The sequence below is a fragment of the Pseudomonas fluorescens genome (genome assembly GCF_030344995.1).
In the GTDB taxonomy this organism is placed as follows: domain Bacteria; phylum Pseudomonadota; class Gammaproteobacteria; order Pseudomonadales; family Pseudomonadaceae; genus Aquipseudomonas; species Aquipseudomonas fluorescens_BF.
The window spans coordinates 3,736,463-3,749,508 of record NZ_CP128260.1; the positions used below are offsets into that span (position 1 = coordinate 3,736,463).

At 60.0% G+C, this 13,046-nt stretch carries 8 protein-coding genes; 2 read left to right on the forward strand and 6 right to left on the reverse strand.

Annotated elements, in window-relative coordinates; genetic code table 11:
- Positions 1–28 precede the first annotated feature (28 nt).
- Both QR290_RS16580 and sohB read right to left on the reverse strand, forming a co-directional pair.
- The gene (locus tag QR290_RS16580; protein ID WP_289203114.1) at positions 29–4,885 is read right to left on the reverse strand and encodes an NEL-type E3 ubiquitin ligase domain-containing protein; all 4,857 of its coding nucleotides are present in this window, start codon (positions 4,883–4,885) and stop codon (positions 29–31) included.
- 190 nt (positions 4,886–5,075) lie between these two features.
- Positions 5,076–6,098, reverse strand: a complete 1,023-nt coding sequence (gene sohB, locus QR290_RS16585) for a protease SohB (RefSeq protein ID WP_085603233.1) — start codon at positions 6,096–6,098, stop codon at positions 5,076–5,078.
- 207 nt (positions 6,099–6,305) lie between these two features.
- Here sohB and QR290_RS16590 point away from each other — a divergent pair, with 207 nt between their 5' ends.
- Positions 6,306–7,016, forward strand: a complete 711-nt coding sequence (locus tag QR290_RS16590; RefSeq protein WP_289203115.1) for a histidine phosphatase family protein — start codon at positions 6,306–6,308, stop codon at positions 7,014–7,016.
- A 48-nt stretch (positions 7,017–7,064) separates the two neighbouring features.
- A complete protein-coding gene (locus QR290_RS16595) occupies positions 7,065–7,382 on the forward strand; it encodes an SCP2 sterol-binding domain-containing protein (protein ID WP_007959502.1) in 318 nt (105 codons plus the stop codon).
- Between the two features lie 52 nt (positions 7,383–7,434).
- Here the strand turns inward: QR290_RS16595 and QR290_RS16600 are convergent, their stop codons facing one another.
- From QR290_RS16600 to QR290_RS16615, 4 genes are read right to left on the reverse strand one after another with little or no spacing between them, the layout of a single operon-like run.
- A complete protein-coding gene (locus QR290_RS16600; protein ID WP_289203116.1) occupies positions 7,435–9,018 on the reverse strand; it encodes an ABC transporter ATP-binding protein in 1,584 nt (527 codons plus the stop codon).
- Between the two features lies 1 nt (position 9,019).
- Positions 9,020–10,042: an ABC transporter permease gene (locus tag QR290_RS16605; protein WP_162803832.1), complete on the reverse strand. Its 1,023-nt coding sequence runs from the start codon at positions 10,040–10,042 to the stop codon at positions 9,020–9,022.
- Entirely contained in the window at positions 10,042–11,106 is a 1,065-nt protein-coding gene (locus QR290_RS16610) for a microcin C ABC transporter permease YejB (RefSeq protein ID WP_115078131.1), read from the reverse strand. Before QR290_RS16610 ends, QR290_RS16605 begins: the two co-directional genes overlap by 1 nt.
- Entirely contained in the window at positions 11,093–12,943 is a 1,851-nt protein-coding gene (locus QR290_RS16615; protein ID WP_289203117.1) for an extracellular solute-binding protein, read from the reverse strand. The genes QR290_RS16610 and QR290_RS16615 overlap by 14 nt, the downstream gene beginning before the upstream one ends.
- Positions 12,944–13,046: the final 103 nt, after the last annotated feature.

The following is a 13,046-nucleotide window of genomic DNA, read 5'->3' on the forward strand; positions in this document are numbered from 1 at the left end:
ATCTGCATGGCAGATCCGGGGCGTGCGCTCAGTTCCCTGCCCCACCCGACTGGCCTTGCCCAGTATCCTGCGACACGGACAAACCCGGATTTCGGGCCAATGCTTCGTTGGTCAGCCGTAACCGCACTTGCCGGTTTTCATTTCTCAGATTGTCCAGAATCGCCATCACTTGCCGTGAGGCAGCCTCGCGGGACAGTTCGTTAAGCTGCTCCAGCCGGGCCATGGACGCCGCACTGCGGTCGAGTGCAGCGGAAAATTCATCCTCATGGGTCGTCATCAAGTATTCAGACCAGAACTCCTGACGGCTCATCGACTCCGCCAATTGCGAAGTCTTTTCAGCCGAAACGACCTTGAGATACACCTGATCGACCTGCGCGTCAGTGACCTCGATCCCGAGCTGTACATTCAATGCATCGGGCTGGGCCGGCAGTTCCAGACGTCGCGCCAGCCGCACCCGGTAAAGCAGGTTCAGCTCCAGGGCCTGTTCCCGGCTGAGCGATCCTGTCCGTGCTCGAAGAGCGGCGTCCATCGCTGCGTGCCTTTGCACCTCCTGCAACCTGAACCGGCCCCGCAGCAGCCGGACAAGCCGCCCTTCCAGCGAAGCAGCAACGGCATGGTCTGCCACCGCCCGCGAGCACAGGACTCTGACCTCGAGATCACTGAATACCTCGGCAGCATTGGCCACGCTCGCTCGCCCGGACCGGGCCATTCGAAAGAGCGTACGCCGCAGCCTGTCGTCCTCGCACGCGGCCTCCAGCACTGCCCAGACCCGTTGCGTCAGCTGTCCCAGTGACCGCGAATAATCAGCGGTACCACGCAACAGCAGCAACACCTCGAAAAACGACCTGGATTGCGGATCGGCCGATAGCGCCGACCAGACTTCTCTTACCCGGGAAACCTTGACGGCAGGCAAGCCGATCACCCAATCCGCGCTTGTGTCTCCGGAGGACGAACGCGCCGCGCTCACATACTCATTGGTCATCACCCCAAAGTTGATGCCCGTGGATTGTTGATAGTCGGCAATTGCCTGAAGGCTCGCCGTCGATAACGGATTGCCGTCGACGCTGGTTCCTCTGTTCAGCGCGTCTGGCGCGTTGAATACCGCCCCGGGAATGTCGACGATTCGGTTATCGCGCAAATCGAGGGTTTCCAAAGCCGTCAGCCTCTCCATATCAGCCGGCCACTCGCTGATCCCGGTTTCGCGCAATCCCAGGTAACGCAGTCGGCGCAGCGTCCCGACCCGTGGCGGGCCACCCAGCGCCGGATTGAAACTCAGGTCCAGCGACTGCAAATGCTCCAGAGGCGCCAGGGTAGTCATCGCCTGCTCGTTCAACCGAATCCGGTTGTCACTCAAATCCAGCACCGTCAGCCCGGACATTGCTTCGATGGCCTGGGGCATACGCGTCAGCTCATTGCCAGGCAGGCTCAACATGCGCAATCCCGGGAAATTGTGCAGGAAGCTGTTCAACCCGGAACCGGCTCCGACGGCATTCATGTGCAAGGCATCGACATGGCTGAAATCACCGATCAAGACCGGCATGTCCCCCAGAGGGATCCCGTCAAGCGTCAGAGGATGCCGGAAGTATCCGGTGTTTGAAGCAACGGCAGACTCCCTGCGCCAGGCGCGCAATATCGCCTGCGCGGCCCGCGCCTTGTTGTGCACGGGCACCTGACGCCTGGGACCGTCTCCAGCCTGATGATAAGTCGTGCGATGAGTCCAGCGCTCCAGCGCTTGAACCAATGCCTGGTATTGCTCCCGCATGTTCTCCAGGGTTCTGATGGCCAACACGTCATTGCTGTCGAGAGACAGAAGAAACTGATCGATTTGAGCGGACGAAAATGACGGGTAAAGCTCTCGTGCCCGTTGCACCAGAACAGCTGACCTGCGCCCGACAGCCTCCGCTCCGCCGGTCAGTGGCACAGAGCGTTCGATCCGCCGGTCTGCGAGTCCCATCGGTGAGCGGTAGCGCCTGTCCAGCGTTGCGTTGTCCAGCAACCCGCGGATTGCCTCCCGTCGCTGAAGCGCCAGTGACGTGATCTTCCGGCGCAATCCGTCCCCTCCTGTTTTGGGGCCGAGCGCCTGGCGACTGTGTACCGGCAGGCTTTCCCACAGCACCCGGAAGAAATCCGCACGGGTGCGCTTCAGTGAGCTGGAAACCAGGGTTTCCTCAGTGTCCGTTCCCATATACCTGTCAGCCCAGGCTTCGATAATCACCTTGTGGCGCGCACCTGGCGGGCCGACGCTGGCTGTTTCCCCGGTACTCGTCGCCCAATCGCGAATTTCGATAGACACATCTCCCGGCCAGCCCGGCAGATGACTCAAGGTATCGAGGATCAGCCTGTCGACGTCCCGGCCGCAGGCAGCATCGAGGTACAAGCCCTCGAAGGCACGATTCAACCGCAGAATCTGTTGATAGCGTCGCGCTTCCTCGGCCAGGCGCAGCGGCACCTTGCCAGACACCAGTTGCTGCCACTCGCTGCCGTCGGCATGCAGCACCAACTCGTCGGCGACACTGGCCGGCAAATCCCTGAACGCGGTCCGGATCGGTTCGGCCTTCGACTGTTCGATCGTGTCCGTTCGGCGGTACAGGCGGTCCGTCAATCCAATCCGCTGAAAGGGTGCGAGTTCGCCTATGTGCGCGGCCAGCAATGTGTCTTGAAGGTTCGAGTCTTCGGCCACCTCACCCAACAGATGCAAGCGCTCACGCTCGTTCAGTGCCGCCAGCAACGGCGAATAGAACGCGGACTTTCGAAGCGCCTCCTGTTTTACCGTGACAGACCGAGAAGCGTTGTGGTCCCCATACCGTGCGACCTCGATGTCCCGGGCGTCCGTGATAACGATTTCCAGGTCCCGTGGCCAATGCCCCACTGACGTCAGCAAATACAACTGCAAGTCCGCGTCTGCCTGTTGTGCAGAAATGGGTGATGCCACGGAGTCCATGAAATGGCCGGCTTGGGTGTCGGCCTGAAAGCGGCGTACAGCGTCAGTGAGAACCGCCATGGGTCTGCTGCGGCCAATGATCGCCTGGCGCATTGCAGATTCGTCGATGTTGCTGGCAGCGAGGATCTGCAAGGCCCGGGCATCCGGTATCTCCTCTTCGCGATACCCGGTCCGACGAAACAGCGTGAGCAGGCTCCAGTCCTGCGGTGTTTCGCTCTGATGGCGCCAGGCACCGGCCCCATTGGTTTCAAGGGGCGGTCGATAACGCGCAGACGCCTGCAGATTGCCAACTTCCCACAACCCGCTGTCCGGTACGGGTTGCACCGTGTAGGCATGGCTGCCCAGCTTCAGAAACCGCTTGTTGTCGTGCAGTATCAGTCCTCGCTCATCGGCCGGGAGCTTGCCGAGCACGCTCTCCGGCATTCGCAAAGCCGATACGTCCGGACTCCATAGCCTTCGGGACATCCATCCTATCGGCACCTGCCTCAGTCCCTGCACGAAACTCGACGTCCGCACGCGTTTCAAGGCTTTGCCCGCCGCTGCGCTGCCCGTTGAAAACGTCGCCATGATTATCAGGTTTTCAAGGGTGTCGAACAGGTAGTCCATCGCGCTTTCCTGATCGTCATGCGCCCAGCTGTCGATGCCCTCGTAAATTTCATTGAGCAACTGCAGACCGGCCACAGCGCACATGACCTCTCCAAGGACCGGTACGAAGGAGGCCAGGAACAGCAATGTATTAACGCCAATGGACTCGTAGGTCTCCAGCCGTTCCTGGCGAGTTTTTTCATCTTCATCGTCCGTGGACACGACCAGTATTCTGGCATCGGCACGGACCTGTTCGGCGCGATGCTCGAAGAGGGCCAGAAACAGATCCGTTTTTGCTTTACCTACCGGATACGCGACCTTCAGCGGCAAGTACGGGGTGTCAAAGGGAAGGTGGAGCGGCCTGACGCTGAGCAGTCGTACGTCGACGCCCTTGAGGAACGACGGGCGATCGCGCAGTGTGACGAAGCGCATGAAAAACCCTCGGAAACCCGCGCTTTTCAAGCGCTTGCTCAGTTCGATCTCAAAATCGAGGAAGGATGCATACTCCTTCAGCGGGTGATCCGGGTCTTCCGGGATATAAACAACGCAACGATCAACATCGCCCGAGTCCGCCATGACCGAACCGATAAACATGGGGCCTCTCAGGGTGACGCCAAGTATTTCAATATTCTGGTATTCGAGTGCTTTTTCAGGCGTTTGTGGAGCAACAACCGATTTGAGTATTTGATCAACACCAGCACTGATATGGCCTCGCAAACAAGCGATTTGCCTGTCAACTTCAAACCGATCACGAAAACAGGCAATGGATGCGCCAAGCAGCATTGCAGGTTGTGTTCCTTCTACAAACAACTGCTCTACATGTTTGCGGTACTGTTTCCCAAGATCGAGATCCCGACACAGAATTGCGAACTCGTGTGGCTTGATGCCCAGAACACGATTTGTTTTCCCCGTTACTCGCTCAGGAATATAGAGCAGAGAAAGCTCGTGGTAATTATCTGGCAGTGTTTCGGACAGTTCGAAGTTCTCGCAGGCTGCGGTCAGCAAATCACGGCCGATAGGCAGGGTCAGCTTCTTGCGCAAGCCCAAAAGGCTCGACGTAGAACGCACATGCTGAAAAACCGCGCCTGCAACATCGAACGGTTCACCCAGTTTTTCTGACATGGCCTTGGCCAGCAAGGGCGCACAAAAATGTTCCGGAGACTTCAGTGCCTGCAACTGTTTGAGCAAACTCTGTCGTGACTGGAAGCTGGTTTTCAGGCTGCTACAGAGAACGTCCCGATCATTGACTGGCGCATTGAGCAGCCAGGACGGCATCTGCTCTTTCAGTAATTCAAAAAAAACGCCCTGTTCGGCCGGCGTTGTTTCAGACACTTTTTCAAGTCGACTTTCAACATCCATGTTCAACAACTCTAATCCGAAAACGAACAGTCAGATTAGGGTTCAACCGCACGCGGATACAGTGCGATTAATTGATGCATCTGCACTCAATCAAACAAGAACTCAAGACAATGAACTAGATATATAAGACAGGTGAACGTGCTGAAGTTGATATACGCTCGCACGGCACTGCCGTACGAGCGTAAATCCGTTACCAGAATCGTTGCTGGGTCAAACGGCTCCACCAGCTCAACAACACGCGGTCCACCGAACCGCTGGCCGCCATGCCGATGCGCTCCTGCAGGCTTTTACGCTCGGCATAGTGCAGGTGATAGACCTCGGACTGTTTGGCGCGCTCGGCCAGGTATTCGTCGCTGGTCTTGAGTTCGTCCACCAGTTGCTTGTCCAGCGCCGCGATACCGAGCCAGACTTCACCGGTGGCGACCTCGTCGATCGCCAGTTGCGGGCGATAACGGGCAACGAAGTTCTTGAACAGCTGGTGGGTGATGTCCAGGTCTTCCTGGAATTTCTCCCGGCCTTTCTCGGTGTTTTCGCCGAACACGGTCAGGGTGCGTTTGTATTCGCCGGCGGTCAGCACTTCGAAATCGATGTCATGCTTTTTCAGCAGACGATTGACGTTGGGCAACTGCGCCACCACACCGATGGAGCCGAGAATGGCGAACGGCGCGCTGATGATCTTCTCGCCGATGCAGGCCATCATGTAGCCCCCGCTGGCTGCGACCTTGTCGATGCACACGGTCAACGGCACGCCGGCTTCACGCACGCGCGCCAGTTGCGACGAGGCCAGGCCGTAGCTGTGGACCATGCCGCCGCCGCTTTCCAGACGCAGGACCACTTCGTCCTTCGGCGTGGCCAGGGTCAGCAGCGCGGTGATTTCGTGACGCAGGCTTTCGGTGGCCGAAGCCTTGATGTCGCCATCGAAGTCCAGCACGAACACCCGAGGCTTGGCGTCGGGTTTCTTCTTCTGTTTCTTCTCGGATTTGGCCTGGCCCTTGCGCAAGGCCTTGAGCTGATCCTTGTCGAGCAGGGTCTGCTCCAGCCGCTCACGCAGGCCTTTATAGAAATCGTTGAGCTTGCTGACCTGCAACTGGCCCGCGGATTTACGCCGGCCCTTGCTGCGCAACGCAGCAAAACTCGCCAGCACCACCAGAATGGCGATGACCAGCGTGACGGTCTTGGCCAGGAAACTGGCGTATTCAGTGAAAAACTCCACAGTGACTCCTTCAAACGATGCGCGGTCGTGAAACATACGCGGGAATGGGCTCCAGCATACCCATGCACCGGCCCGTCGGCCAGCCGTGAAACCTCTGGCAACAAGGCTGGAACGGGCATTTCAAACAAGCGTATGTTTTTTCATTGACAGCTCACCGTCATCCCCATAACCTCGCCACAACCTTCAACGTACCGGGATGACGCGGACGTGGGCAGCATCTACTTGATTCGACATGGCCAGGCCTCCTTCGGTGCAGACGACTACGACGTCTTGTCGCCGACCGGTGTACGCCAGGCAGAAATCCTCGGCCGTCACCTCGCCGAACTCGGAATCAGCTTCGACCGCTGCCTGTCGGGTGACCTGCGCCGCCAGCAACACACGGCCAACAGCGCACTGGAACAGTTCGCCGCCGTCGGGTTGCCGGTTCCGGTTCTGGAAATCGATTCGGCCTTCAACGAATTCGACGCCGACGCCGTGATCCGCGCCCTGCTCCCGGCCATGTTGCCGGAGGAGCCCGAAGCGCTGGAGATCCTGCGCAACGCCGCGCAAAACCGTGGCGAGTTCCAGCGCATCTTCGCCCTGATCATCGAACGCTGGCTCGCCGGCACCTACGACACACCCGGCCTGGAAAGCTGGCTGGGTTTCGTCGAACGGGTACAGGCCGGGCTGCAGCGAATTCTCGAACAGGCCGACAACACCCAGAAAATCGCGGTGTTCACCTCCGGTGGCACGATCACCGCCCTGCTCCACCTCATCACTCAAATGCCCGCACGACAGGCCTTTGAACTGAACTGGCAAATCGTCAACACCTCGCTCAACCAGCTGAAGTTCCGCGGTCGCGAGGTGGCTCTGGCTTCCTTCAACAGTCATGCACACCTGCAGCTGCTGAAGGCCCCGGAACTCATCACGTTTCGCTGAGTCCGGATTACTGTGACCCTGCTGCAATCAACCAAAAAGGATCGAACCATGACCTCCGTAGCTGATGCCGTAAAAGCAATGCAAGCCAAGTTCAACCCAGCCGCCGCTGCCGGTCTGGATCTGGTCTTCGGTTTCAACATCACTGACGAAGACAAGCAATACGCCCTGATCGTCAAAGACGGCACCTGCGACATCCAGGAAGGCGAAAACCCGGACGCCAACTGCACGCTGGTGCTGGACAGCGAAACCCTGAAAGGTATCGTCAGCGGCGAAACCGACGGCATGCAGGCTTTCATGGGCGGCAAGCTGCGCGTTGAAGGCGACATGATGCTGTCGATGAAACTGTCCGAGCTGTTCCCGGCTTAAGACCGCAGGCAGTCTGCAAACAAATCCCGCCCCTGTGGCGGGATTTGTCGTTTCAGGCGTTCAAACCGGCAAACGACGCCGCCAGCAGCTCACGCGTATACGGATGCTGCGCCGACCGGAACAACCCGGCCGTTTCGCCACGCTCAACCACCTCGCCATCCTTCATCACGATCAGATCGTGGGCCAGCGCCCGCACCACCGCCAGGTCATGACTGATGAACAGATAGGTCAGACCGTGTTCCTCCTGCAATCGACGCAACAGCGCGACGATCTGTTTCTGCACCGTACGATCCAGCGCCGAGGTCGGCTCATCCAGCAAAATCAGATCCGGCTTCAGGACCAGCGCCCGAGCGATGGCGATGCGTTGCCGTTGTCCGCCGGAAAACTCGTGGGGATAGCGATGACGCGTCGCCGGATCGAGCCCGACTTCTTTCAGCACATCAATGACAGCCTGTTCACGCTCGGCTGCGTTCAAATCACTGTGCACCAGCAAACCTTCGGCAATGATCTGCTCCACGCACAAGCGCGGGCTGAGGCTGCCGAACGGATCCTGAAACACCACTTGCAGACGTTTGCGCAACGGACGCAATTGTTTGCCGCTCAGTTGCTCAAGCGCCTCGCCCTTGAAGCGGATGCTGCCATCGGCGTCGATCAGGCGCAGGATCGCCTGACCCAGCGTGGATTTACCCGATCCCGACTCACCGACAATGCCCAGCGTCTTGCCCCGTTGCAGGTTCAGATCGATGCCATTGACCGCGTGCAGATACGACTTGGCCCGCAGCCACCCGCCGCCCAGCGGAAAACGTACACGCAGATCACGAACCTCGAGCAAATCCTCCGCCGCATCACGGCACAGCGCCGCGCCGCCAGGTTCGGCGTTGAGCAATTCGATGCTGTAGGGATGCTGTGGCGCACGGAACAATTGCTCGCAGCTCGCCTGCTCAACGATTTCACCTGCGCGCATCACCGCCACCCGCTGGGCAATGGTGCGCACCAGATTCAGGTCATGGCTGATGATCAACAGCGCCATACCCAACCGCTGTTGCAGTTCCTTGAGCAGCAACAGAATCTTGCGCTGCACCGTAACGTCGAGTGCTGTGGTCGGCTCATCGGCGATCAGCAATTGCGGTTCGCACGCCAGCGCCATGGCAATCATCACCCGTTGTCGCTGCCCGCCGGAGAGCTGATGCGGATACGCCTTCAGCCGCTCGCGCGGACGCTGAATGCCCACCAGTTCCAACAGCTCCAGAATTCGTTTACGCGCCGCCGCGCCCGCCAGCCCCTTGTGCAGCGCCAGGCTTTCGCCGAGTTGCCGCTCGATGCTGTGCAACGGGTTGAGCGAACTCATCGGCTCCTGAAAAATCATCGCGATGCGGTTGCCGCGCAGTTGCCGCAGATAGCGCTCGTGTACACCCAGCAACTGTTCGCCGCCGTAGCGGATGCTGCCGTCGATCCGGGTGATGTTCGGGTCCAGCAGTTGCAGGATGCTGTGGGCCGTTACCGACTTTCCGGAACCCGACTCACCCACCAGCGCCAGGCATTCCCCCGGGCAAATATCGAGGTCGATGCCGTGCACCACTTCCTGCCCTTTGAACGCCACCCGCAGGTCGCGTATTTCGATCAGATGTTCACGCATATCAAGTCCTGGGATCGAAGGCATCTCGGCAGGCTTCGCCGATGAATACGAGTAAAGAAAGAATCAGCGCCAGGGCAAAAAATGCCGTCAGCCCCAACCACGGTGCTTGCAGATTATTCTTGCCCTGACCGATCAGCTCACCCAGCGAAGCACTGCCGGCAGGCATGCCGAAGCCGAGAAAGTCCAGCGCCGACAACGTCGCAATCGCCCCGGTCAGAATGAACGGCAGGTACGTCAGCGTCGCGCTCATGGCATTGGGCAGAATGTGCCGCACGATCACCTGTGCATCGCCGACACCCAGCGCCCGCGCCGCTTTCACGTACTCGAGCCCCCGGCTGCGCAGGAACTCGGCGCGCACCACGTCCACCAGACTCAGCCAGGAAAACAGCGCCATGATTCCCAGCAACCACCAGAAATTCGGTTCGACGAAGCCCGACAGAATGATCAGCAGGTAAAGCACCGGCAGCCCCGACCAGACCTCCAGCAAACGCTGCCCGAGCAAGTCGACCCAGCCGCCGTAATAGCCCTGCAAGGCACCGGCGGCGATGCCGATCCACGCGCTCACCGCCGTCAACGCCAGGGCGAATAACAGCGAGACTCGCGTGCCGAATATCACTCGCGCCAGCACATCCCGCGCCTGATCGTCGGTGCCCAGCCAGTTTTCAGCGGTGGGCGGGCTCGGGGCCGGTTCGGTGAGATCGTAGTTGGCCGTGTCGAAACCGAACGGGATCGGCGCAAACCACATCCGCCCGCCCTGCCCCTCGATCAGTTCACGCACCTGGGCACTGCGGTAGTCGGGCTGAAACGGCAGCTCGCCACCGAAATCCTGCTCGGTGTAGCGCTTGAACGCCGGGAAATGCCACTCGCCCTGATACGTCACCAGCAACGGTTTGTCGTTGGCGACCAGTTCGCCGCCCAGGCTCAGGCCGAACAGCGCGAGAAACAGCCACAACGACCACCAGCCGCGCCGATTAGCCTTGAACCGCGCCCAACGGCGCTGTCCGATTGGAGAAAGCGTCGGCATCAGGCAGTCCTCGCGGTGAAGTCGATACGCGGATCGACCAGCGTGTAGCACAGGTCGCCCAGCAGTTTTATCAGGAGCCCGAACAGGGTGAAGATGAACAGCGAACCGAACACCACCGGGTAATCCCGCGACACCGCCGCTTCGTAGCTCAGTCGGCCGAGACCGTCGAGGGAGAAGATCACCTCGATCAAGAGCGAACCGCCGAAAAACACCGTGACCAACGCCTGAGGCAATCCGGCCACCACCAGCAGCATCGCGTTGCGAAACACATGCCCGTACAACACCTGTCTTTCACTCAGTCCTTTGGCCCGGGCCGTGACCACGTACAGCCGTGAGATCTCATTGAGAAAGCTGTTCTTGGTCAGGATCGTCAGCGTCGCAAAACCGCCGATCACCAGCGCACTGACCGGCAACACCAGATGCCAGAAGTAGTCAGCAACCTTGCCCCACAGCGAGAGCTCGGCGAAGTTGTCCGAGACCAGCCCGCGCACCGGAAACCAGTCCAGCGCCGTGCCGCCGGCAAACACCACGATCAGCAGCAGCGCAAACAGAAACCCCGGCATCGCGTAGCCGATGATGATCGCCGCACTGCTCCAGACATCGAACGCCGAACCGTTGTGCACCGCCTTTCGGATGCCCAGCGGAATCGATACCAGATAGGTGATCAACGTCGCCCACAATCCCAGCGACAAAGTCACCGGCAGTTTCTCCCGGATCAGTTCGGTCACTGTCGCGCCACGGAAGAAACTCTTGCCGAAGTCCAGTTGCGCGTAGCTCTTGAGCATCAGCCACAAGCGCTCACCGGCACTTTTGTCGAAGCCGTACTGGCGCTCGATCTCGGCCACCAGTTTCGGGTCCAGGCCACGGGTCGCGCGGGACTCGCCGCCAATGCTCTCGACATGACTGGCACCCACCGCCGCACCGACACCAATCCCCTGTAATCGGGCGATGGCCTGCTCGACCGGACCACCGGGCGCGGCCTGCACGATCACGAAGTTCACCAGCAGAATCGCCAGCAAGGTCGGCACGATCAGCAGCAGACGCCGCAGGCTATAACCCCACATGGGCGTACTCCTTTTGCTGTTGCTGCATTTGCGTCGAGGTCAGCGCGGTCGGGCTGATTTCCCACCAGGTGTCGAGACCGGCGTCGTACAGCGGCGCAATTGCCGGGCGACCGAAACGGTTCCACCACACCGTGGAAATCCCCGGCGGGTAATAGTTGGGAATCCAGTAATAGCCCCACTGCAACACCCGATCCAGAGCATGGGCGTGACGCAAAAGGCTCTCGCGATTGTCGGCCTGGACCACGCCTTCAAGCAGCGCATCCACCGCCGCGTCGCGCAGCACCATGTAGTTGTTGGAGCCGGGATCGTCTGCGCCATCGGAGCCGAAATAATTGAACAGCTCGCGCCCCGGCGCCTGACTCACCGGGTAACCGACGACGATCATGTCGTAGTCGCGGCTGCGCACGCGGTTGGTGTATTGCGCGGTGTCGACCTGACGAATATCGAAGCCGATGCCGATCTGCGCCAGGTTGCGCTTGAACGGCAGCAGCAGGCGCTCGAAGCCTTTCTGGCCGTTGAGAAAGGTGAATTGCAACGGCTCGCCAGCGGCATTCACCAATTGATCGCCACGGGGCTTCCAACCTGCGGCCTCCAGCAGCTTCAGCGCCTGCAACTGTTGCGCGCGGATGTTGCCGCTGCCGTCGGTGCGCGGCGCCTCGAACACCTGGCTGAAGACTTCATCGGGAATCTGGCCGCGCCACGCTTCGAGGATTTTCAGTTCTTCGGCATCCGGCAGTTCAGTGGCCGACAACGCGCTGTGGGAGAAGAAGCTGCGTTGGCGCAGGTACATGCTGCGCATCATCTGCCGGTTGCTCCATTCGAAATCCCAGAGCATGGCGATCGCCTGCCGCACCCGGCGATCCTGAAACATCGGTTTCTGCAGATTGAACGCAAACCCCTGGGCACCTTGCGCGGCCCCGGGTGCGAGGTGTTCGCGCAGCAACTTGCCCTGCTCCAGCGCCGCGCCGGCGTAACCGATGGTGTAACTGGTGGCAGAGAACTCGCGGTTGTAATCGAAGCCGCCGGCCTTGAGCACTTGTCGCGAGACATCCGTGTCGGCGAAAAACTCCACGCTCAACTGATCGAAGTTGTAGAGCCCGCGAGTGATCGGCAGATCCCTGGCCCACCAGTCTTTGATTCGCTGGAATGTCACGCTGCGCCCGGCATCCACCGCGCTGACTTTGTAAGGCCCACTGCCTGGCGGAATCTCGAAGCCTGCACCATCGGCGAAATTGCGCGTGCGCCACCAATGTTCAGGCAACACTGGCAACGTCGCCAGGTCCAGCGGCAAGGTACGGCTCTCGTTGTTCTTGAACACGAAACGCACCTGGGTCGGCGACTCGACCAGCACCTCGGCGACATCGCGAAACTGCTGGCGATACTTGAGGCTGCCCTGAGTGGTGAACAGTTCGAAGGTGTAACGCACGTCTTCGGCGGTGATCGGCGTGCCGTCCTCGAACCGGGCCTTGGGGTTGAGGTAAAAGCGCAGCCAGCGCCGGTCCGCGTCCAGCTCCATCCGCTGCGCGACCAGACCGTAGACGCTGTAAGGCTCGTCCTTGCTGCGATAGGCCAGCGGCGCATAAAGCCAGCCGTCGATGTCGGCAACGCCAGTGCCTTTGTCGATGTAGGGAATCAGGTGATCGAACGGGCCGCTCTCCAGCGAAGAGCGGCGCAAGGTTCCACCCTTGGGCGCGTCGGGGTTGGCGTAGGCCAGATGCTCGAAGTCCGGGCCGTATTTCGGGGCTTCGCCGTAGACCGTGAGGGCGTGTCGGGGCGCCGCGAGCAGCACCGGGCTCAGCAACAGACCGACGCTGAACAGAATGACTCTGGAAAACATGGGCAGATCCTTTCACCGCGTGCCTGCCTGACTGTGATGTGCAACAGGCCGGGCCTTTTTATAGGGCGGGGTTTAGAACGATGCGTTACTAAAACCCGCCCCG